The organism is Hydrogenophaga sp. IBVHS2, assembly GCF_002127215.1.
Lineage (GTDB): Bacteria > Pseudomonadota > Gammaproteobacteria > Burkholderiales > Burkholderiaceae_C > Hydrogenophaga.
Genome location: NZ_NFUT01000002.1, coordinates 625,189 through 646,697, shown reverse-complemented (window position 1 = coordinate 646,697; position 21,509 = coordinate 625,189). Strand labels below are relative to the sequence as shown.

General features: G+C 65.4%; 23 protein-coding genes and 1 tRNA gene. 4 read left to right on the top strand and 20 right to left on the bottom strand.

The window, feature by feature from the left end; genetic code table 11:
* Window positions 1–5: 5 nt before the first annotated feature.
* The 15 genes from CAP38_RS07765 to thrS all read right to left on the bottom strand — a co-directional run bounded on the left by CAP38_RS07765 (window position 6) and on the right by thrS (window position 14,066).
* Entirely contained in the window at window positions 6–383 is a 378-nt protein-coding gene (locus tag CAP38_RS07765) for a hypothetical protein (protein ID WP_086120627.1), read from the bottom strand.
* A gap of 128 nt (window positions 384–511) precedes the next feature.
* Window positions 512–2,938, bottom strand: coding sequence for a DUF3987 domain-containing protein (locus CAP38_RS07760; protein WP_143435775.1), 2,427 nt, complete (start codon window positions 2,936–2,938; stop codon window positions 512–514).
* Window positions 2,939–2,940: 2 nt separating this feature from the next.
* The gene (locus CAP38_RS07755) at window positions 2,941–3,219 is read right to left on the bottom strand and encodes a hypothetical protein (RefSeq protein WP_143435774.1); all 279 of its coding nucleotides are present in this window, start codon (window positions 3,217–3,219) and stop codon (window positions 2,941–2,943) included.
* A gap of 10 nt (window positions 3,220–3,229) precedes the next feature.
* A complete protein-coding gene (locus tag CAP38_RS07750) occupies window positions 3,230–3,487 on the bottom strand; it encodes an AlpA family transcriptional regulator (protein ID WP_086120621.1) in 258 nt (85 codons plus the stop codon).
* A 118-nt stretch (window positions 3,488–3,605) separates the two neighbouring features.
* Window positions 3,606–4,460 carry a hypothetical protein gene (locus tag CAP38_RS15170; RefSeq protein WP_143435773.1) on the bottom strand — a complete coding sequence of 285 codons (855 nt, stop codon included), beginning with the start codon at window positions 4,458–4,460 and terminating at the stop codon, window positions 3,606–3,608.
* 103 nt (window positions 4,461–4,563) lie between these two features.
* On the bottom strand, window positions 4,564–5,802 hold the full coding sequence (locus tag CAP38_RS07745) for a site-specific integrase (protein ID WP_086120619.1): 1,239 nt from the start codon (window positions 5,800–5,802) through the stop codon (window positions 4,564–4,566).
* 232 nt (window positions 5,803–6,034) lie between these two features.
* A tRNA-Pro gene (locus CAP38_RS07740) sits at window positions 6,035–6,111 on the bottom strand.
* A 36-nt stretch (window positions 6,112–6,147) separates the two neighbouring features.
* Window positions 6,148–6,597, bottom strand: coding sequence for a MerR family transcriptional regulator (locus CAP38_RS07735; protein WP_086120617.1), 450 nt, complete (start codon window positions 6,595–6,597; stop codon window positions 6,148–6,150).
* A 138-nt stretch (window positions 6,598–6,735) separates the two neighbouring features.
* The gene (locus tag CAP38_RS07730; RefSeq protein ID WP_086120615.1) at window positions 6,736–7,062 is read right to left on the bottom strand and encodes an integration host factor subunit alpha; all 327 of its coding nucleotides are present in this window, start codon (window positions 7,060–7,062) and stop codon (window positions 6,736–6,738) included.
* 19 nt (window positions 7,063–7,081) lie between these two features.
* Window positions 7,082–9,499 carry a phenylalanine--tRNA ligase subunit beta gene (gene pheT, locus CAP38_RS07725; protein WP_086120613.1) on the bottom strand — a complete coding sequence of 806 codons (2,418 nt, stop codon included), beginning with the start codon at window positions 9,497–9,499 and terminating at the stop codon, window positions 7,082–7,084.
* 20 nt (window positions 9,500–9,519) lie between these two features.
* Window positions 9,520–10,572: a phenylalanine--tRNA ligase subunit alpha gene (pheS, locus tag CAP38_RS07720; protein ID WP_086120611.1), complete on the bottom strand. Its 1,053-nt coding sequence runs from the start codon at window positions 10,570–10,572 to the stop codon at window positions 9,520–9,522.
* A gap of 109 nt (window positions 10,573–10,681) precedes the next feature.
* Complete coding sequence (gene rplT / locus CAP38_RS07715) at window positions 10,682–11,041, bottom strand: 50S ribosomal protein L20 (protein WP_086120609.1); 360 nt, start codon at window positions 11,039–11,041, stop codon at window positions 10,682–10,684.
* A 24-nt stretch (window positions 11,042–11,065) separates the two neighbouring features.
* Window positions 11,066–11,269 (bottom strand): 50S ribosomal protein L35, encoded by a 204-nt coding sequence (gene rpmI / locus CAP38_RS07710; protein ID WP_066266229.1) that lies wholly within the window; start codon window positions 11,267–11,269, stop codon window positions 11,066–11,068.
* Window positions 11,270–11,447: 178 nt separating this feature from the next.
* Window positions 11,448–12,053 carry a translation initiation factor IF-3 gene (gene infC, locus CAP38_RS07705; RefSeq protein WP_086120606.1) on the bottom strand — a complete coding sequence of 202 codons (606 nt, stop codon included), beginning with the start codon at window positions 12,051–12,053 and terminating at the stop codon, window positions 11,448–11,450.
* A gap of 105 nt (window positions 12,054–12,158) precedes the next feature.
* A complete protein-coding gene (thrS, locus tag CAP38_RS07700; protein WP_086120604.1) occupies window positions 12,159–14,066 on the bottom strand; it encodes a threonine--tRNA ligase in 1,908 nt (635 codons plus the stop codon).
* Window positions 14,067–14,333: 267 nt separating this feature from the next.
* Between thrS and CAP38_RS07695 the strand changes: the two genes are divergently transcribed.
* The gene (locus tag CAP38_RS07695) at window positions 14,334–15,299 is read left to right on the top strand and encodes a formylglycine-generating enzyme family protein (protein ID WP_086121098.1); all 966 of its coding nucleotides are present in this window, start codon (window positions 14,334–14,336) and stop codon (window positions 15,297–15,299) included.
* An 86-nt stretch (window positions 15,300–15,385) separates the two neighbouring features.
* On the opposite strand, the gene aceA is transcribed toward CAP38_RS07695, so the two are convergent.
* Window positions 15,386–16,717 (bottom strand): isocitrate lyase, encoded by a 1,332-nt coding sequence (gene aceA, locus CAP38_RS07690; RefSeq protein WP_086120602.1) that lies wholly within the window; start codon window positions 16,715–16,717, stop codon window positions 15,386–15,388.
* Between aceA and CAP38_RS15165 the strand changes: the two genes are divergently transcribed.
* Both CAP38_RS15165 and CAP38_RS07685 read left to right on the top strand, forming a co-directional pair.
* The gene (locus CAP38_RS15165) at window positions 16,716–16,922 is read left to right on the top strand and encodes a hypothetical protein (protein ID WP_143435771.1); all 207 of its coding nucleotides are present in this window, start codon (window positions 16,716–16,718) and stop codon (window positions 16,920–16,922) included. The two genes, aceA and CAP38_RS15165, sit on opposite strands and share 2 nt — an antisense overlap.
* Before the next feature lie 98 nt (window positions 16,923–17,020).
* A complete protein-coding gene (locus CAP38_RS07685; RefSeq protein ID WP_086120600.1) occupies window positions 17,021–17,929 on the top strand; it encodes a DMT family transporter in 909 nt (302 codons plus the stop codon).
* 15 nt (window positions 17,930–17,944) lie between these two features.
* On the opposite strand, the gene CAP38_RS07680 is transcribed toward CAP38_RS07685, so the two are convergent.
* Window positions 17,945–18,616, bottom strand: a complete 672-nt coding sequence (locus tag CAP38_RS07680) for a sulfite exporter TauE/SafE family protein (protein WP_086120598.1) — start codon at window positions 18,614–18,616, stop codon at window positions 17,945–17,947.
* Window positions 18,617–18,641: 25 nt separating this feature from the next.
* Window positions 18,642–20,021: an oxygen-independent coproporphyrinogen III oxidase gene (gene hemN / locus CAP38_RS07675; protein WP_256924355.1), complete on the bottom strand. Its 1,380-nt coding sequence runs from the start codon at window positions 20,019–20,021 to the stop codon at window positions 18,642–18,644.
* 176 nt (window positions 20,022–20,197) lie between these two features.
* On the opposite strand from hemN, the gene fnr reads away from it, so the two are divergent.
* Window positions 20,198–20,917 (top strand): fumarate/nitrate reduction transcriptional regulator Fnr, encoded by a 720-nt coding sequence (fnr, locus tag CAP38_RS07670; protein ID WP_086120594.1) that lies wholly within the window; start codon window positions 20,198–20,200, stop codon window positions 20,915–20,917.
* A gap of 12 nt (window positions 20,918–20,929) precedes the next feature.
* Here fnr and CAP38_RS07665 read toward each other — a convergent pair whose 3' ends face one another.
* Both CAP38_RS07665 and CAP38_RS07660 read right to left on the bottom strand, forming a co-directional pair.
* Window positions 20,930–21,187 carry a hypothetical protein gene (locus CAP38_RS07665; RefSeq protein WP_179188488.1) on the bottom strand — a complete coding sequence of 86 codons (258 nt, stop codon included), beginning with the start codon at window positions 21,185–21,187 and terminating at the stop codon, window positions 20,930–20,932.
* Between the two features lie 14 nt (window positions 21,188–21,201).
* Window positions 21,202–21,501: a nitrogen fixation protein FixH gene (locus tag CAP38_RS07660; protein WP_143435770.1), complete on the bottom strand. Its 300-nt coding sequence runs from the start codon at window positions 21,499–21,501 to the stop codon at window positions 21,202–21,204.
* Window positions 21,502–21,509 lie beyond the last annotated feature (8 nt).

The following is a 21,509-nucleotide window of genomic DNA, read 5'->3' as shown; positions in this document are numbered from 1 at the left end:
CTTGCTCATGGTGTCGCAGCCTTGAATCCGTCACAGCGTTGCAGCACCAGCACCAGATCGCGCGCCAAGGCCGCGTCGCTCCCGCGAATGCAAACGCCGGCCTTGCGCCAGTTTCCACAGCCCCAAGGGCCAATGCCTTGGAGGTGGGCGCATTCCAGGCACAGCCGCCGGGCGTCCCTATCCCGGTCCCGCGTCGTCAACCGGTCGGCCTGATGCTCGACATCGGCCAGGGTCAGGCCCCGGTCGGTTAAGCGCGCCAGCCGCGCCGTGAAGGTGTCGATTTCCTGCCCGCTCATGGCCACGCTGTGCGGCCAGCACCAGCGGTCAGGGTCCGCCGTGACGGTGTCGCTCGCGGCCACTTCGCAGGCCTCGATTTCCGGCAACGGTGCCGCGGAACACGCTACAAAACCTACGGAAACCCCGCCCGCATCACCCTGGGGGGTTTCTGTAGTTTCCGTAGCGTGGGTTTCGTAGCCTTTCCCGTATTTCAATCGTGCAAGCCACCCGCCCATCATGCGGCCCCCTTCAACAGAATGGGGTGCAACAGGTAACGCTCACTGGGCCTGCCACGGCCCATTGGATCGCCGGATTGCACATTCTCACGTGCCAGCCATCCATAGTCAGCCATCAGGTCCGCCGCCTTGCGCACCGCGTCCGGTGTGCCCAAGCCCGCCCAATGCTTCACCGCCAACAGCCGGGGCGTGAAGGAATCCAGCAGCACGCCGTCGCTGTCGCACAGCTTGCCCGCCTTGATCTTGTCCAGCAGTTGCCGTGCCCCGGTCGATTCAGGTGTCACCGCCGCTGCGTAGATACGTTCGGCATGGCTTCGCAGGTAGTCACCCCATGCCAGCGCCCGCAAAAGTTCACGCGCATGGATCACGTCGCCGCTGTCGGGTGTGTCCACCAGCGCGAAGATCAGCGCCAGCGCCGGGATCAGCTTGCGGTACTTGGCCAGGTGTGACACCAGCGCCGGGTGCAGTTCATCGCCGCGAATGTCGGTTTCAAACCCGGTCAGCCATTCCACAAACAGGGCTTGCGCCTCGGGGGAAAACCGCCATTCCTCGGGGTCGGTGTCGCTGGCTGGTCGCAGGTCGTTCAATCGCTCGAAAACGGCCCATGCGGCCTGTTTGGCCGGTGTATCGGGCCATTGGTCCACGTAGGCGAATTCGCGGTTCACATCGGGCCACACGGCCAGCCCGAAGCGCTGCAACAAGCCATCATCACCCGCGCCGCCGGCCACGGCCTCGCGCACGTAGCTTTGCAGCTTGCCGGGTTGGATGCCGCCCAGCATGGCCAGACACACGCGCGGCACGAACGATTCGCCGCGCCCGATGCGGTCAACCGCGTGGCCTTGGTTGCCGTCATAGCCGGTCAGGTAGAAGCCCCGTGCACCTTCCTGCCCTTGCCGGTCCATGCTGCACAACAGGCCGTGGATTTCATCGCGGTACACCAGCAGGCCCCATGCGTTCGCCGTCAACAGGTCGGCCAGCTTTTCTACAGTGGCGTCGTTGACGACATAGCGCCGCATCGTCGGTTCCTCTGGCGTATCCACCGGGACCAGCATCGTTCGAGCTTTGGCCGGGTCTTTGCTGGCAACCGCGCGCGCCTGTTTCTCGTTGGCCTCTGCGGCGAGCTTGGCCACCTTGGCGTCAAGCTCCCATGCCTCATGCGCCGCCGTCCATTGCTCGCGCTCGCGGGCTTCCAGACGGTGCAGGGGCTTCAAGACCTCGGACAACGCGGGTGACTTCATCACCCCCGGCCTGCCCACGATGGCACCCCACAGATTCGGCACCACGCGCCAATCGTCGCGCGCCTTGGGGGCCACCACGGCACGCGCGCCGATCAGGCCCGACAAAGCCACCACAGCCCCCACCGCCGGAAAGTCCGGTGGGCACTGCATCCGGTGGGCAATGTCGGCCACCCAGCCGCGCAGCGCCTCGGGCAACAACTCGGGGTCAAACGCGAGCACCGCCGGCAAAGGATCGGGCAATGGTTCCGGTTCGGGCCACTTGGGCGCGTTCACCAATGGTTCGGCCTGCACCGCCGCCTCGATACATGCGCGCAACGCGTCGGCCCCCGCGATCTGGTGCAGGTCGTTGAAGTCGGTCACGCCATCGGGTCGGTCGCCGCCGAAGTCAGGGATCGCCACAAACCCGCCCACGATGCGCGCGGCTTCGGTCGCTTTGCTCAGGCCCGGGTTGCCAGGGGTGCGGGCGTCATCATCAGCGGCCATGAAGATTTTCAGTGCCGGGTGTTTGGTGCGCAGCGCTTCGGCCACGGCCCGCAGGTTGCCCGCATTGAAAGCAACGGCCACAGCATGCCCGGTAGCCTCATGGATGCTCGCGCCGGTGGCGTAGCCCTCGCACACGATCAACAGGCCGTCAGGCTTGCCAATGGCGTGATAACAGCCATTCACGCGCCCGCCGGGTTGAAAGCGCTTCACGCCATCGGGCGCGATGGTTTGCAGGCTGTGAATGGTGCCCGATGTGTCGCGCATCGGAATCAGCAGGTGGTGCCCGCTGCACCTCACGCCGTGAGCCTTGATGCCCTTAAGGGTCAGGTAGTCGTGCCCGGTTGCCGGTGTCGCAGCCTTCCAGGCCAGCGCCGCCGCATCGCGGGCCTGCTGCTGCACTCGGGCTTGTTCGGCCTCGCGTTGCGCCTGCATGGCCTTGATGCGCTGCCGGTGGGCCTCGCGCTCTGCCGCCGTCATGTCGCTGTCGGCCTTGGCGCACCAGCTCGATTGCAGGCCACTGCGCCAGCACCCGAAGGCCCCGGCCGGCATACCATCGTCGTGCAACACGTACCAGCCGGAATCGTCACCGCGCCGCCCATTGGTAGGGAAGCGGTGCAACAGGCCATCGGCCACCATGTCATCCGGTGGGGTCAGGCCAGCGGCCAGGATCGCGGCGCGGAATTGCTCGGTGGGATCGGTCGCCACGATCACAGCCGGCCCCCGATCTGCGCCAGGAATTGCGCCGCGTCGTGCAAGGTGGGCAGGTGGCGCACCAGCCCCCAACGTTCGGCCCAATAGGTCACTTCGCCGTCCGCCGGGTCGGTGCGGTGCAGCGCATGGCCCCTTAGCGCATATGCCGCGCGCAGCGTTGAGAAAGCTTTGTCGGCGCGTTCGCCAGTGGGAAAATCCAGATCGTTGATCGCACCGCCTGCCGTGGGATTGCCGTCCCCGGTGGGCATTTCTCTTGGGGTGGTGTTGATCGCCATGTCCACCCCCTCAAGCCGCCATCAGCACGGCCAGCTTTTCCGCTCGCTTGGCGTGTAGCTGCTTCACCAGGGCGCGGATTTGTTCATCGCTCGCGCCAGCAACTCGCGCCGCGTTGATGGCCTTCACCTCATCGTCGGGCCAGCCGCTTGACCTCTCGCCAATCTTGACCGGCTGAGTCCAGAGTCCAAGACGAATTAGGCCGTAGATGCTCGCGTGAGACCGATACCCCGCCTCATCCTTGCATTTCTCGATTCGCCAGATTGCCATTGTTACCCACCTTTAACCGGCATTGGTAGCCGTTGTTGTGATGGGCACAACTGTCGAATATTGATGCCGCGAACGGGGGCAACTGCCCAAGCCCAATAGGCATCTGCCCAGAAGCCCTTTATTTCATACGGGCAGCGAGCGCATCAGAAACCCTCTTGAGGTGGTTCTCGATCGTGGTCTCCCCGATTGAAACCCCCATTTTTGCCGCTGTACCTTGAATCAATGCGGCAGTTTTCGCATGCTTAGTGAAGTCGTAGCCGGCGTCCCTGCATAGCACCCCGATGATTGTCAGCAAGGTGTCACGCTCGCGGTTGCTTACGGGTTTTTCCAATGCAGTGCCGTCTAGCTTTGCCTGCAAAGCCAGTATCTCTGACGTTCGGACTACACGAGTGCAGTCTGTTCCATGGCCACCGGCAGGAAAGAAAGCGCCTTTGATCTTCTTCTTTTTTCCGTCTGCCTCAACTATCGTTTTATCTTCGAATTGCTCCTGCAGTGCCGCCCAAGTACCGTCACTTCGGTTTAGGAAGGTCCCCTCAATGTTCATCATTGTGACTTCCGGTCCGCCTATCAGGCTTTGAAGATCGTATTCAATATCGATTCGCTCATTGCCCATCATCGCCAGGTCCCAAAGACCGTCGATAGACACCACTTCTTTGTCAAAATGAATGAATGGAGTTTCAGACTGCAGCCGCTCACCCTCCTTGAGATCATTCAATAAATATCCATCTGCATAGGTGATCGTGCCACTTCCATCCAATGAAGGTAGTTCTCGGTGTTGCACGTCTTTATAAGGGATGATTCTTCCAATACGGGCCTTGGCACGATTAGGAAAGTGAACTGACAACTTGAGGTGACCATCAAGTGCCATTTGAAGAATATCCGCCTCGCCAACTTGTTCATTCACAATTTGCGATAAGTGCCTCGCAGCATCGGGGATGGTCACCCACTCTTTCAGCCTGAATAATTTGCTCACTATGTCCCCTGCAATTCCCCAAGAGAAGCCAGCATCGCCGGGTCAGGGCGTCCCGGTTTTCACCATCGGGGATCAGCCGATGGCTAGGCGTGGCATCAAACCATCAAGCCCTCTTCATCTGAATAACATCAGCGCCCGCAGCCAACTTGTCCAAGTAGTCCGCCCACCTCTGCATCATGTCGGCGCGCTGCTTCAGGTACGTGGTGCGGTTGTAGGCCCGCCCGTTGGCGTCTTTCACCGCGTGCGCCAACTGCGCCTCGATCACCAGCGGATCGAATTCCAACACCTCATCCAGCAGCGTGCGCGCCGTGGCCCTGAAGCCGTGAACGGTTTGCACATCGGGGCCATAGCCCAGCGTCAGCAGCGCCGCGCGTAGCGTGTTGTCGCTAATCGGGATGGATCGGCCTTTTTCGCCAGGAAACAGCAACACGCCGTCGCCGGTGATGTGGTGCAAATCGCGCAGGATGGTCACGGCCTGCGCAGGCAACGGCACCAAGTGCGGATCGCCGTTTGCCTTGCCGTCATATGTGCGCTTCATGCGCTTGGCTTGAATCGTCCACAGCGCCGCATCCAGATTGAATTCGGACCATTCCGCCGCGCGTAGCTCGGTCGGTCGCTGAAACAGCATCGGTGCCAGTTGCAGAGCCGCGCGCACCACAAGCCCGCCCTTGTAGCCCCGGATGGCCCGGATCAATTCGCCCACCTTCACCGGATCGGTGAGTGCCGCGAAGTGCCGGCCCTTGTGCGGCGTCAATGCGCCCTTCAAGTCCATCGCAACATTGCGGCCCGCCTTGCCAGTGGCCAACGCATAGGCGAATACACCCCGCGCCGTGGTTAGCACCCGGTGCGCCACATCCAATGACCCGCGCGCCTCTACCCGCCGTAGCGTCTGCAACAACTCCACCGGCTCGATGGCCGCAATGCGTCGCTTGCCGATCCAGGGGAACAGGTCTTTCTCAAGGTTGCGAAGCTCGCGCGTCTTGTGGTGCACGCTCCACAGCGCTGATTTCTTGCCGTACCACTCGCGCGCCACATGCTCGAAAGTCTCGCCTTCGCTCATGGCCTGCTTCAGCCGGTCCAGCATGCGCGCGTGCACCGGGTCGAGGCCATCCGCCTTTTTCAGCTTTGCCGCGTCGCGGGCCTTGCGCGCCGCCGTGAGCGTCACCGTCGGGTAACTGCCTAGCGCCATACGCTTTTCTTTGCCGCCCACGTACAGCTTCTGAAACCACCGCTTTGAACCTGCCGGCGACACCTCAAGGTACAGCCCGCCGGAATCGGTCACGCGCACCCGCCGCTTGTCAGGTGGGCATGTGGCGTTGCGGCACTGTGCGTCGGTCAGCATGGGTGTTCCCCGGTGGGTTGTTCCCCGGTGCCCCTGGGGGGCCTGTTCCCCGGTCAAAACAGGGGGTTGTTCCCCGATTTGGGGAAAAACGGGGTTTTGTTCCCCGGTATGTTCCCCGGCGCCGTGCTGGCTGTCAATGTCGGTCCCTGTACGTCTTAGCAGGGAAAACCATTGATTTTCCAAAGAAAAAGCCCGCTAGGTGGATATTCCTAGCGGGCTTCATCAGTACTAATGGTCGGCGTGGCGGGATTCGAACTCGCGACCCCTTGCACCCCATGCAAGTGCGCTACCAGGCTGCGCTACACGCCGACAAGCCTCGCATTATAGCCGGCGAAACAGCCCCTCTCAGGGCGTGATGCGAAGAAGTTCTCGGATTTCCAGCAGCTCGCGGCGCACATCGGTCCACACACCGGCCGGCGCGCTCACGACCGGGGCGGTGACCACCTCGTCATCGAGCTCGTCGTCGTGGATGACGCTGTCGAGTTCGACCACGTCGATGGCCTCGTCTTCACCCTGCCGGCGGTGTTCGCGTTCGGCCTGGGCGATTTCCTGCAGCTTGTTGCGGGCGCCGCTGATGGTGAAACCCTGGTCGTACAGCAGCTCGCGGATGCGGCGGATCATCAGCACTTCGTGGTGCTGGTAGTAGCGCCGGTTGCCGCGCCGTTTCATGGGACGCAGCTGGGTGAACTCCTGCTCCCAGTACCGCAGCACGTGGGGCTTGACGCCGCACAGCTCCCCGACCTCACCGATGGTGAAGTAGCGCTTGGCCGGGATGGGAGGGAGCGTTTTTTCCATTGAAAATCAAGGCGGTACAGACCGAACCTTGAAATTTACTCTAACACGCTGGCAGTGCCTACCAGCGGGCCGATTTGTGGGGGAGAAATGACGAAACCGCCGACGCCCATCGGGCATCGGCGGTTGAACGGTCGTCGTTCAGGTACCGACGGCAGCCGCCTGCACCTGCTCCTTGAGCTTGGGGCTGGCGTGGAACGTGACCACGCGGCGGGCCTCGATGGCCACCGGCTCGCCGGTGCGCGGATTGCGACCGGGGCGCGGGGCCTTGGTGCGGATCTGGAAATTGCCGAAGCCCGAGATCTTGACGTCGGTGCCTTCGACCAGGCTGTCGGTGACCAGATCGAAGAAGGCGTCGATCATGTCCTTCGATTCACGCTTGTTCAGGCCGATCTGGTCGAACAGCAGTTCGGCCAGCTGCGCCTTGGTCAGGGCCGGGGTTTCCAGGCTTTCCACTGCGAGTTCCATGCGGGGTTCCCTTGCGTGTTCAGGCGCGCAGACGGGCACCCACCCGCTGCTGCAATGATTCGAGCGAGGCCTTCACGGTGGCCTCGATGTCGTCTTCGGTCAGTGTAGCGTCGTCGCGGTTGAGGACCAGACGAACGGCAAGGCTGCGCTCGTCCGGCGCCAGCCCGCCGCTGCTGCCGGCCTTGGGGCGGTAGACGTCGAACAGGCGCGCCTCGCGCAGCCAGGGGTTGCCGGGCGCGTGGATGGCAGCCATGACCGCGTCGTGGGTGACCGTCTCGCCCACCACGATGGCCAGGTCGCGCTCCACCGGCTGATGGCGGCTGACCGGGCTGTAGACCGGCACCGGATGCTCCAGCACGGCGTCCAGATCGAGCTCGAACAGCACCGGCGCGGCACTCAGGTCGTAGCCCTGGCGCCAGCGCGGGTGCAGCTCGCCCACATGGCCGATGCAGCGCTCGCCCAGCCACACGCTGGCGCAGCGGCCGGGGTGCAGGGCCGGGTGTTCGGCGGACCGGAAGGCGGGCTGCTGCGGGGCCAGCAGGGCTTCGACTTCGGCCTTGACGTCGAAGAAGTCCACCGTGCGGGCCGGCTGGCCCCACTGCAGCGGTGCCACCGGGCCGAAGGCCAGACCGGCCACCCGGCGCGGCTGATCGAAGCCGGCCACCGTGGTGTCGGAGTCCGGGACCGAGGCGTCCTTGCGGAACACACGGCCCAGCTCGAACAGGCGCACCCGGTCGGCACGGCGGTCGAGGTTGAACCGGAGCACCTGCAGCAGGCTGCCCAGCAGCGACGAGCGCATCACGCTCATCTGGCTGGCGATCGGATTGAGCAGGCGGATCGGGTCGGCGTTGCCGGCCAGCTCGCGCTCCCAGCGCTCCTCCACGAAGCTGAAGTTGATGGTTTCCTGGTAACCCAGACCGGCGAGCTGGCGGCGCACGGCGAACGGGCCGCGCTTGGCCTCGGGCCGGATCCTGGCTGTGATGGGCGCCAGCGGGGGCGTCTGCGGCAACTGGTCGAAGCCGATGATGCGCACCACCTCCTCGATCAGGTCTTCCTCGATCTGCAGGTCAAAGCGCCAGGACGGCGGCACCACGGTCACCGTGCCCTCGCCTTCGCTCACATCCAGCCCCAGGCGGCGCAGCGCGCCGGCGCACTGCGCCTGGGTCAGCGGCATGCCGACCACGCGGTTGGCGCGGGCCACGCGCAGCACCACAGGGCGCTGCTCGGGCAGCTGGACCACCTGGTCGTCGATGGGGCCGGCCTGGCCGCCGCAGATGTCGAGCACCAGCTGCGTGATGCGTTCGATGTGCTCGACCGTGGTGGCCGGGTCCACGCCACGTTCGAAGCGGTGGCCGGCGTCGGTGCTGAAGTTGTAGCGGCGCGAACGTCCGGCCACGGCCTTGGGCCACCAGAAGGCAGCCTCGATGTAGATGTTCTGCGTGTCGTCCGACACCGCCGTGGCATCGCCACCCATGATGCCGGCCAGCGATTCCACCGCCAGATCGTCGGCGATCACGCCCACCTCGGCGTCCACCGTGATGGTGTTGCCATTGAGCAGCTTGAGCTGTTCGCCCTCGCGGCCCCAGCGCACCTGCAGGCCGCCGTGGATCTTGTCGAGGTCGAAGATGTGAGAGGGGCGACCCAGCTCGAACATCACGTAGTTGGAGATGTCCACCAGCACCGACACGCTGCGCTGGCCGCAGCGGGCCAGCCGCTCGACCATCCAGGCCGGCGTGGCCACGCGGGTGTTCACGCCGCGCACGATGCGGCCGCTGAAACGGCCGCACAGGTCGGGGGCCTGCACCTGCACCGGCAGGCGGTCCTGCAGGCTCACCGGGGCCGGCGGGAATGCGGGTTGCAGCAACGGGGCACCGGTCAGGGCCGACACCTCGCGGGCAATGCCCTGGATGCTCAGACAGTGCGCCAGGTTGGGCGTGAGCTTGAGCGTGAACAGCATGTCGTCCAGCGCCAGCTGTTCCCGGATGTCGCGGCCCACCGGCGCATCGGACGGCAGCTCCAGCAGGCCGCCGTGGTCTTCGGAGAGCTTGAGCTCGCGGGCCGAACACAGCATGCCCTGGCTCTCCACACCCCGCAGCTTGCCCAGCTTGATGGCAAAGGGCTTGCCGTCGTCACCCGGCGGCAGTTCGGCGCCCACCAGGGCACACGGCACCTTGATGCCGGGGCGCGCATTGGGTGCACCGCAGACGATGTTGAGCGGACTGCCCTGCCCCACGTCCACCTGGCACACGCGCAGGCGGTCGGCGTTGGGGTGTTGCACCGCCTCGATGATTTCGCCCACCACCACACGGGTGAAGGGAGGTGCCACCGGTTGCAGCTCTTCGACCTCCAGACCGGCCATGGTCAGGGTGTCGGCCAGCTGCTGGCTGGTCAGGTCGGGGTTGCAGAAGGCACGCAGCCAGGATTCAGGGAATTGCATGGGTCGGGCTCAACAAGGCTTCAGCGGAACTGCGAGAGGAAGCGGACATCGCCATCGAAGAACAGGCGCAGGTCGTTGACGCCATAGCGCAGCATGGTCAGGCGGTCCGGCCCCATGCCGAAGGCAAAGCCGATGTACTTTTCGGGGTCGAGCCCCATGTTGCGCACCACGTTAGGGTGCACCTGGCCGGAGCCGGCCACCTCCAGCCATCGGCCGGCCAGCGGGCCGCTCTGGAACTGGATGTCGATCTCGGCGCTGGGCTCGGTGAACGGGAAGAAGCTGGGGCGGAAGCGCAGCACCAGATCGTCGCTCTCGAAGAAGGTGCGGCAGAAGTCGGTGAAGACGACCTTGAGGTCCTTGAAGCTCACGTTCTCGCCGATCCACAGGCCTTCGCACTGGTGGAACATGGGCGAATGGGTGGCATCGCTGTCGACCCGGTAGGTGCGGCCCGGGGCGATCACGCGGATCTCGGGCATGGGCTGGCCGGCGTCCAGCGCGGCGCGGTGCCGCTTGACGTGCTGCACCGCATGGCGGATCTGCATCGGGCTGGTATGGGTGCGCAGCAGGTTGGGCGCCTTGGCCGATCCACCCTCGACATAGAAGGTGTCGTGCATGGAGCGCGCCGGATGGTCCTCGGGCGTGTTGAGCGCGGTGAAGTTGAACCAGTCGGACTCGATCTCGGGGCCGTCGGCCACCTCGAAACCCATGGAGCCGAAGATGGCCTCGATGCGCTCGAGCGTCAGGCTCACCGGGTGCAGTCCGCCGCTGCCCTGACCCCGGCCAGGCAGCGTCACATCCAGGGCCTCGGCCTTGAGCTGGGCCTGCAGTTCGGCATCGGCCAGCGCCTGGCGGCGCTCGGTGAGGGCGGCCTCGATGGCCTGCTTGGCCAGGTTGATGGCAGCCCCTCGGGTCTTCTTCTCTTCCACCGACAGGGCGGCCATGCCCTTCATCAGCTCGGTGATGCGGCCGGACTTGCCCAGGTACTGCGCCTTGGCGTTCTCCAGATCGGCCGGTGCGGTGGCCTGTGCGAATGCGGCGCGTGCGCCGTCGACCAGTGCGTCCAACTCGTTCATGTGTGGGGGCTGTGTGCGAAACCAAAGAAAAAAGGGATTGAAGCCGCGAGGTGTTCCCTCAAGCCCCAACCCCTTCGAGCGGCGGGTGGCTGGGCCACCCGTCCGTGAATCAAGCGGCCAGCTTGGCTTTGACTTGCTCCACGATGCTGCCAAAGGCAGCCGGGTCGTTCACCGCCAGATCGGCCAGGACCTTGCGGTCGATTTCGATCTGAGCCTTCTTCAGGCCATTGGCGAACTGGCTGTACGTCAGGCCGCATGCGCGGGCACCAGCGTTGATACGGGCAATCCACAACTGCCGGAACACGCGCTTTTTGGTGCGGCGATCACGGTAGGCGTATTGCCCTGCCTTCATCACCGCCTGCTTGGCGATGCGGAAGACGTTACCGCGGCGGCCGCGGAAACCTTTGGCCAGAGCCAGTACTTTTTTGTGTCGGGCGCGAGCCGTGACACCACGTTTGACGCGAGGCATGTGTTACTCCTTGTTCGTCGTTGATCAAATGCCCTGGCCGGGCAGCATCTGTGCCATGTGACCCATATTGGTCTCATGCACGGTCACCGCACCCCGCAGGTGGCGCTTGTTCTTGGTGGTCTTCTTGGTCAGGATGTGACGTTTGAAGGCTTGACCGCGCTTGACGGTGCCACCGGGACGAACGCGAAAACGCTTCTTCGCGCTGCTCTTGGTCTTCATTTTGGGCATCTTCATGCTCCTTCTTGATTTGTGCTCGTGAGGCGCCGCGAACCTTCCGCGGACTTGCTGGCCCCGAGCCACTTTTGTGTGGCCACCTTGCGGTGGCCGTTCGGGTCAGGGCACAAGGCCCTGCCCCGGTACCGCGCGGGGGACCAACCCCTCACGGACCGTTTCTTGCCGACAGCGGTCAGGCCGTCTGGCTGGCCGAAGGCGTTGCCGCCTCGGCCGGTTTGCTGGTTGCGCCCGGCTTCCTGCGACCCGGGGCAATCATCATGATCATCTGGCGACCTTCGAGCTTGGGGAACTGCTCCACCACGATCGTGTCGCCGAGGTCGTCACGGATGCGGTTGAGCAGGGCCAGCCCCAGTTCCTGGTGCGTGATTTCCCGGCCGCGGAACCGCAGCGTGATCTTGCATTTGTCGCCGTCGTCCAGAAAACGACGGATGTTGCGCATCTTGATGTTGTAGTCGCCGTCATCGGTACCCGGGCGGAACTTGATCTCCTTGATCTCGATGACGGTCTGCTTGGCTTTGGCTTCCGCGGCCTTCTTCTGCTCCTGGTACTTGAACTTGCCGTAGTCCATCAGCCGGCAAACCGGAGGGTTTGCGGTGGCTGCGATCTCGACCAGATCCACATCCAGTTCGCCGGCCATGCGCAGCGCTTCCTGAAGACTGACGATGCCCAGGGGCTCGTTCTCGGGGCCGTTGAGGCGGACCTCAGGGGCCATGATTTCCCGGTTCAGGCGGTGTGCGCGCTCTTCACGCTGGCGGCGGTCGCGAAAGTTGGTAGCGATGGTTTGTTCCTTGCGTGGGCAGATGTTGAAAAGGCGGCTTGCATGCCGCCATCGGCCAGCGCCATGGGCTCCGCGGCTGATGGGGCAAGGTCGTATGAAGGGGAATCAGGCCCGGGTGGCGACGTCGGTCGCGACCCGCTGGGCGAAGGCTTCCAGCGACATGACCCCGAGGTCTTGATTGCCCCGGGCCCGCACAGCCACGGCGCCAGCGGCCATTTCCTTGTCACCCACGACAACAATGAAAGGCAGCTTTTGCAACGCGTGCTCGCGTATTTTATAGGTGATTTTCTCGTTGCGCAGGTCGGTCACCACCCTAAACCCTTGATTCTGCAGCGTTTTCGCCACCTGGCGCACGTAATCGGCCTGGGCATCGGTGATGTTGAGCACCGCCACCTGGGTCGGCGCCAGCCAGGCAGGCAGCGCGCCGGCGTGCTGTTCGATGAGGATGCCGATGAAACGCTCCAGGCTGCCCACGATGGCGCGGTGCAGCATGACCGGCCGGTGCCGCGCGCCATCCTCGCCCACGAACTCGGCGTCCAGCCGCTCCGGCAGGTTGGGGTCGACCTGGATGGTGCCGCACTGCCACTGGCGGCCCAGCGCATCCTTGAGGGTGTACTCGATCTTGGGGCCGTAGAAGGCGCCCTCGCCCGGCAGGTACTCGAACTCGCAGCCTGAGGCCTTGAGGCCTTCGGCCAGCGCGGCCTCGGCCTTGTCCCAGCTCTCCTCGGTGCCGATGCGTTTTTCGGGTCGGGTGGAGAGCTTGTAGAGGATCTCGGTGAAGCCGAAGTCCTTGTAGACCTTCTGCAGCAGCGTGGTGAAGGCGGTCACCTCCGCCTGGATCTGGTCTTCGGTGCAGAAGATGTGGCCGTCGTCCTGGGTGAAGCCGCGCACCCGCATGATGCCGTGCAGGCCGCCGGTGGGCTCGTTGCGGTGGCACTGGCCGAACTCGCCGTAACGCAGCGGCAGGTCGCGGTAGCTCTTGATGCCCTGCTTGTAGATCAGGATGTGGCCGGGGCAGTTCATCGGCTTGAGGGCGTAGTCGCGCTTCTCCGATTCGGTGGTGAACATGTTCTCGCGGTACTTGTCCCAGTGGCCGGTCTTTTCCCACAGGGCCTTGTCCAGGATCTGCGGGCCCTTGACCTCCTGGTAGCCGTTGTCGCGGTAGACGCGGCGCATGTACTGCTCCACCTCCTGCCAGATGGACCAGCCCTTGGGGTGCCAGAACACGGTGCCGGGGGAATGCTCGTCCAGGTGGAACAGGTCGAGCTCGCGGCCTAATCTGCGGTGGTCGCGTTTCTCGGCCTCTTCGAGCATGGTCAGATACTGCTGCAGCTCTTCCTTGCTGGCCCAGGCCGTGCCGTAGACACGTTGCAGCATCTCGTTGCGGTGGTCGCCGCGCCAGTAGGCACCGGCCACCTTCATGAGCTTGAAGTGCTTGAGCTTGCCGGTGCTGGGCACGTGGGGGCCGCGGCACAGGTCCTCGAAGCCGCCCTCGCGGTAGAGGCTCACGTCCTCGCCGGCGGGGATGCTGGCGATGATCTCGGCCTTGTAGTGCTCACCCATGGCCTTGAAGTGGGCCACGGCCTCGTCGCGGGGCAGCACGCGGCGCTCGACCTTCTCGTCCTTGGCGGCGAGCTCGGCCATGCGCTTTTCGATGGCGGCCAGGTCTTCCGGGGTGAAGGGGCGCTTGTACGAGAAGTCGTAGTAGAAGCCGTTGTCGATGACCGGGCCGATGGTGACCTGCGCGTCCGGGTACAGCTCCTTGACCGCATAGGCCAGCAGGTGGGCGGTGGAGTGGCGGATCATCTCCAGGCCATCGGCGTCCTTGGCCGTGACGATGGACAGCGACACGTCGCGGTCGATGGTGAAGCTGGTGTCGACCAGACGGCCATCGACCTTGCCACCGAGCGCGGCCTTGGCCAGACCGGTGCCGATGGAGGCGGCCACGTCGGCCACCGTCACCGGCGCGGGGAAGCTGCGTTGCGAACCGTCGGGAAGCGTGATCTGGGGCATGGCGGATTCCGGAAAACAAAAAGCGCGGCAGGGGCCGCGCTTGATTGGGAAGAACAGGGAAACGGTGGGCAGGCGCGAACTGCGGGCCTCAAGGGGCCGGGAAGGACATGGCCTGAGTTCGCGGTGTCATAACCGATGCGCCTTTCTGGTTCTTGCTGATTGAACAGACCCGGAATTGTCCCACAAACTCCCCGCATGACCGGCCGCTCTGCCCTGCCCCGCCCGCTGCCCCGGCCCCTGCGGCCAGTCCTCGGCACCCTGCTGCTGATGCTGGCTGGCGCCACGGCACCCTGGGCCATGGCGCAGGGCAACACCGGTGGTGCGGCCCTGGGCATGGTCTTCGTCCGGCTGCCGGCGGGCGAATTCCGCATGGGCAGCGACGAGCCGGTGGACACGCTGGCGGCGGCCTACCCGGGCCTGGAGCGGTCCCGCCTGGAAGGCCTGAGCGACGAAGCGCCGATGCACCGGGTGCGCATCACCCGGGCTTTCGAGATGGCGCGGCACGAGGTCACAGTGGGCCAGTTCCGCGCCTTCCTGGCGCGCTCGGGGCATGTGCCCGAGTCGGTGGCCGACGGGACCGGCGGCTACGGCTGGCGGGCCGACTACAACCCTGCCACCACCGAACGAGGCGACGCCTTCGAGGGCCGGCTGCCGCGCTATTCGTGGCAGAACCCCGGCTTCGCCCAGACCGACGACCACCCGGTCACCAACGTCACCTGGAACGACGCCGTGGCGCTGGCCCGCTGGCTGAGCGCGACCGAGGGACGCACCTACCGCCTGCCGACCGAAGCCGAATGGGAATACGCCTGCCGGGCCGGCGGCACGGCGCGCTACCAGCACGGCGACGATCCGGCCGGCCTGGCCCGCAGCGGCAACACCTTCGACGCGCGCACAGCCACCCACTGGCCCGCCTGGCGCGACCAGGCCACCGCCGGCGACGACGGCCATGCCTTCACCGCCCCGGCAGGCGCCTACCCGGCCAACGCCTTCGGCCTGCACGACATGCACGGCAATGTGTGGGAATGGGTGAGCGACTGGTACGGTGAGGACTGGTACGCCCGCTCTCCGCAGGACGACCCGACCGGCCCGGCGGACGGCAACGTCAAGGTGCGCCGGGGCGGCTCCTGGCACACCTGGCCGCTGTATGCGCGGTGTTCGTTCCGCAACTGGAACACGGTGCAGACGCGCTACCCGCTGGTGGGCATCCGGCTGGTGCGCGAGGTGATCGACTGACGGGGACCAACGATCCGCCCATGAAAAAGCCCGGGACCGGCCCGGGCTCTTCTGTCTCCTCCTCCGCTCTGCGGCGGACCCGCGGATCAGTGGAACTGCTCTTCTTCGGTCGAGCCGGTCAGGGCCTTCACGCTGGACGAACCGCCCTGGATGACGGTGGTCACGTCGTCGAAGTAGCCGGCGCCGACTTCCTGCTGGTGCGACACGAAGGTGTAACCCTGCTCGCGGGCCTTGAACTCGGGCTCCTGCACCATGTTGACGTAGTGCTTCATGCCTTCGCCGCGGGCATAGGCGTGGGCGAACTGGAAGGTGTTGAACCAGTTGATGTGGATGCCGGCCAGGGTGATGAACTGGTACTTGTAGCCCAGTGCGGCCAGGTCTTCCTGGAACGAGGCGATCTGCTTGTCGTTGAGGTTTTTCTTCCAGTTGAAAGACGGCGAGCAGTTGTACGACAGCAACTTGCCGGGGCAAGCAGCTTGCACGGCCTGTGCGAACTCGCGGGCAAAGCCGATGTCGGGCACGCCGGTTTCGCACCACACCAGATCGGCGTAGGGCGCGTAGGCGATGCCGCGGCTGATGGCTTGCTCGAGGCCATTCTTGACGCGGTAGAAACCTTCTTGCGTGCGCTCACCGGTCAGGAAAGGCTTGTCGTTGGCATCGTGGTCGCTGGTGATCAGGTTGGCGGCTTCGGCGTCGGTGCGGGCCAGCACGATGGTGGAAACACCCATCACGTCGGCGGCGAAACGCGCGGCGATCAGCTTCTCGCAGGCCTCTTGCGTGGGCACGAGCACCTTGCCACCCATGTGGCCACATTTCTTCACGGCGGCCAGCTGGTCTTCGAAGTGCACGCCGGCAGCACCGGCGGCGATCATGTTCTTCATCAGCTCGAACGCGTTGAGCACGCCGCCGAAACCGGCTTCGGCATCGGCCACGATGGGCAGGAAGTAGTCGATGAATTCCGGGCTGCCCGGCTCGATGCCGCGGCCCCACTGGATTTCATCAGCGCGCTTGAAGGTGTTGTTGATGCGGCGAACCATGGTGGGCACCGAGTCGTAGGCGTAGAGCGACTGGTCGGGGTACATGGTCTCGGAGGTGTTGCCGTCGGCGGCCACCTGCCAGCCCGACAGGTACACGGCTTCCAGACCGGCCTTGGCCTGCTGCATGGCCTGACCGGCGGTGATGGCGCCGAAGGCGTTCACATAACCCTTCTTGGCGCCGCCGTTGACCTTGTCCCACAGCTTCTCGGCACCGCGCTGGGCCAGGGTGTATTCGATCGGCTGGCTGCCACGCAGGCGCACCACGTCGGCGGCGCTGTACCCGCGCTTGACACCCTTCCAGCGGGGGTTGGTGGCCCAGTCTTTTTCCAGGGCCTCGATCTGTTGGGCGCGGCTGAGTTGCTGATTCAGGGATTGCGGCATGGTGATGCTCCTTGAGGGGTTTGAAATCGGGTGGGGCGGTCCGGCATCGGTGGTTGAACCGGGACGGTGCCGTTGGGAAGACTTTAAGTCTTATAGAAGACCTGCGGATGCTCTTATGTCTTATATAAGAGAAAATATTTTCTTCAACAAAATCAACAATCTGATTTTGCAATTTCTCAATACAAAAATCATTTTCTTGGATTGAGAAAAAATCGTGCGGCGCAGCATCCCCTCTTTCCACATGACGGAACAGAAATCCTTCATCCTGAAAACCCTGCGCTGCGCTGAGGCATCATCGGCCCCATGACCGCTCTCCCCCTTCCCCGCTGGATGGCCTATGGCTGCCTCGCCCTGAGCATGGCCCTGGTGGGCAGCTATGTGGCGCTGTCCAAGCCGCTGGTGCTGGTGTTCCCGGTGTTCCTGCTGGCCTGGCTGCGATTCGGCGTGGGGGCGCTGGCCATGGCCACCTGGCTGCGCAAGCCGGCCGATGAGCCCCCGATCACGCCCCGCACGCGCTGGCTGCTGTTCCTGGAATCGTTCCTGGGCAACTTCCTGTTCTCGATCTGCATGCTCTATGGCGTGAGCCTGACCACCGCCGTGGCGGCCGGGGTGGTGATGTCCTCGATTCCGGCGGTGGTGGCGGTGCTGAGCTGGATCTTCCTGCGCGAGCGCATCGGCGGGCGCAGCCTGGCCGGCATTGCCTGCGCGGCGGTGGGCATCGGGCTGTTCTCGCTGCAGAAGCCGGCCACACCGGAGGCGGCCGGCTCGCTGGCCTGGCTGGGCAACCTGCTGGTGTTTGCTGCCGTGGTGTGCGAGGCCTCGTATGTGGTGATCGGCAAGCGCCTGACCGACGGCCTGGGGCCGCGCCGCATCTCGGCACTCATCAACCTGGTGGGCCTGGCACTGGTCACGCCCATGGGGCTGTGGGCTGCGCTGTCGTTCGACTTCTCGGCGGTGCAGGCGCCGATCTGGGTGCTGCTGGTGTTCTACGGGCTGGCGGCCAGCGTGTGGACGGTCTGGCTGTGGATGACCGGGCTGCGCACCGTGCCGGCGTCGCAGGCCGGCGTGTTCACCGTGATGCTGCCCATCAGCGCGGCGGCCATCGGCGTGCTGTTCATGGAGGAGCGGCTCACGCCGCTGCAGCTGCTGGCCTTCGGCATTGCGCTGCTGGGACTGGTGCTGGCCACGCTGCCGCAGCGGTCCAGGGCCTGAAAGCAGGCCCGGTGGTCAGAGGCACCACAGCCCGGTGGGCCGGGTGATGCCCATCCACAAGGCCCAGCCGGACGTGACCAGCAGGGCCAGGCCGGCCAGGCGGATGCCCCAGGCGCCGGAGCGCGCGTCCTTCAGGCGGAGCATCAACCACGGACCGGCCACCAGCGACACCGACGTGCCCAGGCAGAACAGCGCCATGACGGCCGCGCCCTCGATGGCGTTGGCCGTGAGCGAGGCCACCAGCAGCGCCGAATACAGCAGGCCGCAGGGCATGAGGGCCCAGCCCACGCCCAGCACCACCGGGGCACGCGGTCCGAGGCGGCCCATGACGGGTCGGGCGCGGCGCCAGATGCCTTGTCCCAGGCCATCGATCCAGGCCGGCTGCCGGGCCCGCACCAGCAGCACCAGGCCCAGCAACAGGGCCGCCACATGGAAACTGGTCCACAGCGGGCGCAGCACCGCGGTGTGGGTGCCCAGCCAGGCCAGGCCCTGCACCGACCCCGCGGCCAGCGCCCCGAACAGTGCATAGCCCAGCATGCGGCTGACCTGGAAGGTGAGCAGCGCACGGGTGCCGGAGCGGCCGGCGGCGCGCGCGATGCCGGTGCAGGCCGCCCCGCACATGGCCACACAGTGCGGCCCGCCCACCAGGCCCATGAACAGGGCCGTCACGGCCATCGATGTCTGCATGGAGCGACTGTAGCCTTGCGCTGGGTCAGATGATCTTCGAGAAGCGGGCGCGGTCCTGGTCGGTCTGCAGGTAGCGGTCGAACACCATCGCGATCGCCCGCACCAGGTACCAGCCGCGCGCCGTGACCTGCAGGCCGTTGTCGTTGACCTGCACCAGACCCGCATCGACCAGGGGCTGCAGGGCGACGAACTCCCGCGCAAAGTAGGTGCGGCTGTCGATCAGGTGGCCCAGGTCGATGGACTCGAACGAGAGTTCGCCCTGGCACATGATGGACATGATGACCGCACGGCGCAGCAGGTCGTCGCGGTTGAGGGCCAGACCGCGCACGATGGGCAGGCGCCCCTGGTCGAGCAGGTCGTAGTACTCCTCCAGCGTCTTGGCGTTCTGGCTGTAGGTGGCCCCGATGCGGCCGATGGCCGACACACCGAGGGCGATCAGATCGCAGTCGGGCCGGGTGCTGTAGCCCTGGAAATTGCGGTGCAGCCGGCCCTGGCGCTTGGCCACGGCCAGGGCATCGCCGGGCAGCGCGAAGTGGTCCATGCCCACGTACACGTAGCCGGCATCGCCCAGTGCGTCGAGCGAAGCCGACAGCATGGCCAGCTTGTCGCCCGGGCTGGGCAGCTCGGCACTCAGGATGCGGCGCTGCGGCTTGAACCGGCTGGGCAGGTGGGCATAGGCGTACAGCGCGATGCGGTCCGGCCGCAGCAGCGACACCTGGGTCAGGGTGTGGGCGAACGACTCCGGCGTCTGCAGCGGCAGGCCATAGATCAGGTCCACGTTGACCGACTCGAAACCGATCTGGCGCGCAGCCTCGACCAGTGCGAACACCTGCTCGGCCGGCTGCACCCGGTGCACCGCCTTCTGCACCGTCGGGTCGAAGTCCTGCACGCCGAAGCTCAGGCGGTTGAAGCCCAGGCGGTGCAGCACCTCCAGCCGCTCCCGGGTGACGGTGCGGGGATCGACCTCGACCGAATACTCGCCGCCCGGCACCAGGGTGAAGTGCCGCCGGATCATGTGCATCAGGTCGGACAGTTCCTCGTCCGACAGGAAGGTGGGCGTGCCGCCGCCCAGGTGCAGCTGGGACACCGACTGACCGGCCCCCAGGTGCTGGACCTGCAGCTCCATCTCGCGGGAGAGGTAGCGCAGGTATTCGGCCGCCTTGCCGTGGTGCTTGGTGATGACCTTGTTGCAGGCGCAGTAGTAGCAGACCGACTCGCAGAACGGAATGTGCACATAGATCGACAGCGGCAGCGCCAGTGATCCGGCCCGGCGCTGCTCCAGCGCCTGGGTGTAGTCGGCCTCGGTGAAGGCCTCGACGAAACGGTCGGCCGTGGGGTAGCTGGTGTAGCGTGGACCCGGCACGTCGAAGCGCTGCAGCAGGTCGTCGGGGATGGCATGGCTCACGGGCGTTGCTCCTGGGTTTTTCCTCGTATGGACGCACTGTGAGGCCGCCCGCCCCGGGCGGTATTGACAGGGATCAAGGGTCGGTCGCGACGGCATGAATCCGCACTGACGTGGTGCGAATGCATCGACACCCCCCGGTGCATGGGTTAACCTCGCATGAAAATCACGACCCGCTTATGGACGCCCAAGCCATCAAGGTCGCCTGCTCCAGCTGCAATCTGCGCGAACTCTGTCTGCCCATGGGGCTGAACGAGGCAGAGATGGACAAGCTCGACCACATCATCTCCACCCGCCGCCGGATCAAGCGCGGCGCCGCGCTGTTCAGCGCCGGCGACCGCTTCACCTCGCTCTATGCCGTGCGATCGGGTTTCTTCAAGACCTGCGTGACCACACCGGACGGCCGTGACCAGGTCACCGGCTTCCAGATGACGGGCGAGATCATCGGTCTGGACGGCATCGTCAATGACCGGCACTCCTGCGACGCCATCGCGCTCGAAGACGCCGAGGTCTGCGTGATGCCGTTCGACCAGGTGGAGCAGCTCTCGCGCGAGTTCACCACGCTGCAGCACCATGTGCACAAGATCATGAGCCGCGAGATCGTGCGCGATCACAGCGTGATGCTGTTGCTGGGCAGCATGCGGGCCGAGGAGCGTCTGGCGGCCTTCCTGCTCAACCTGGTGCAGCGGCTGCACGCCCGGGGCTTCTCGCAGTCCGAAGTGATCCTGCGCATGACGCGCGAGGAGATCGGCAGCTACCTGGGCATGAAGCTGGAGACGGTCAGCCGCACCTTCTCCAAGTTCGTCGAGGACGGCATCATCGATGTCAAGCAGCGCTATGTGCACATCAAGGACACCGAAGCGCTCAAGCAGATCGTCAATTCGCGCAGCTGCCTCTGAGGCAGCGCGGGCTCAGACCGGCCGGTTGATGTCCTCGGCCGGTCGGGCCAGCATCAGCGTCAGCGCCCCGGCCACCGCGGTGGCGGCCCAGAACACGAAGAACGCCAGCGTGTAGACCGCCTGCGGCGACAGGTCGATGCGGCCACCGCCGAAGGTGTGCAGATCCGCCGGATCGACCATCGCAAACACCACCATCTCCAGGACGCCGGCCACCAGAAAGGCCGGCCAGCCCACGATCAGCCAGGTGCGTGCGTTCAGGCGTGCGGTCATGTGCCCTCCCCGCCTCAGCGGTCCTGCGGCACCACCGGCGAGGCCGCGTGGTTGCGGGCCTGGTGGGCCGGCTGCAGCTTGATCAGGGCCGCCTCGCGCTCGGGGCCGCTCAGGGCACGGGCGTCGGCCAGATCGCGCTCGTAGGCGGCCTTGTCCAGCACCGGATCGGGGTGCCGGATGGCCAGCGTGACGGTGACGATGCAGCCCAGCACCACCACCAGCGGCCCACCCACCACCAGCCACATGGCCTTGACGCGCCACCAGGGTTCGGGGGCGGACTGCAGGGTTGACGCTGTCGTCGGGTTCGGGTTCATGTCGGTTC

Excerpts from the sequence above, each read along its gene's own strand:
- pheS (WP_086120611.1), bottom strand. The coding sequence starts at position 10,572 with ATGAACGAGTTGGACGCACTGGTCGACGGCGCACGCGCCGCATTCGCA.
- CAP38_RS07680 (WP_086120598.1), bottom strand. The coding sequence starts at position 18,616 with ATGCAGACATCGATGGCCGTGACGGCCCTGTTCATGGGCCTGGTGGGC.
- rplT (WP_086120609.1), bottom strand. The coding sequence starts at position 11,041 with ATGCCTCGCGTCAAACGTGGTGTCACGGCTCGCGCCCGACACAAAAAA.
- CAP38_RS07695 (WP_086121098.1), top strand. The coding sequence starts at position 14,334 with ATGCTGGCTGGCGCCACGGCACCCTGGGCCATGGCGCAGGGCAACACC.
- pheT (WP_086120613.1), bottom strand. The coding sequence starts at position 9,499 with ATGCAATTCCCTGAATCCTGGCTGCGTGCCTTCTGCAACCCCGACCTG.
- CAP38_RS07730 (WP_086120615.1), bottom strand. The coding sequence starts at position 7,062 with ATGGAACTCGCAGTGGAAAGCCTGGAAACCCCGGCCCTGACCAAGGCG.
- CAP38_RS07685 (WP_086120600.1), top strand. The coding sequence starts at position 17,021 with ATGACCGCTCTCCCCCTTCCCCGCTGGATGGCCTATGGCTGCCTCGCC.
- CAP38_RS07755 (WP_143435774.1), bottom strand. The coding sequence starts at position 3,219 with ATGGCGATCAACACCACCCCAAGAGAAATGCCCACCGGGGACGGCAAT.
- CAP38_RS07660 (WP_143435770.1), bottom strand. The coding sequence starts at position 21,501 with ATGAACCCGAACCCGACGACAGCGTCAACCCTGCAGTCCGCCCCCGAA.
- rpmI (WP_066266229.1), bottom strand. The coding sequence starts at position 11,269 with ATGCCCAAAATGAAGACCAAGAGCAGCGCGAAGAAGCGTTTTCGCGTT.
- thrS (WP_086120604.1), bottom strand. The coding sequence starts at position 14,066 with ATGCCCCAGATCACGCTTCCCGACGGTTCGCAACGCAGCTTCCCCGCG.
- CAP38_RS07745 (WP_086120619.1), bottom strand. The coding sequence starts at position 5,802 with ATGCTGACCGACGCACAGTGCCGCAACGCCACATGCCCACCTGACAAG.
- CAP38_RS07735 (WP_086120617.1), bottom strand. The coding sequence starts at position 6,597 with ATGGAAAAAACGCTCCCTCCCATCCCGGCCAAGCGCTACTTCACCATC.
- aceA (WP_086120602.1), bottom strand. The coding sequence starts at position 16,717 with ATGCCGCAATCCCTGAATCAGCAACTCAGCCGCGCCCAACAGATCGAG.
- fnr (WP_086120594.1), top strand. The coding sequence starts at position 20,198 with ATGGACGCCCAAGCCATCAAGGTCGCCTGCTCCAGCTGCAATCTGCGC.
- CAP38_RS07750 (WP_086120621.1), bottom strand. The coding sequence starts at position 3,487 with ATGGCAATCTGGCGAATCGAGAAATGCAAGGATGAGGCGGGGTATCGG.
- CAP38_RS07665 (WP_179188488.1), bottom strand. The coding sequence starts at position 21,187 with ATGACCGCACGCCTGAACGCACGCACCTGGCTGATCGTGGGCTGGCCG.
- CAP38_RS15165 (WP_143435771.1), top strand. The coding sequence starts at position 16,716 with ATGGTGATGCTCCTTGAGGGGTTTGAAATCGGGTGGGGCGGTCCGGCA.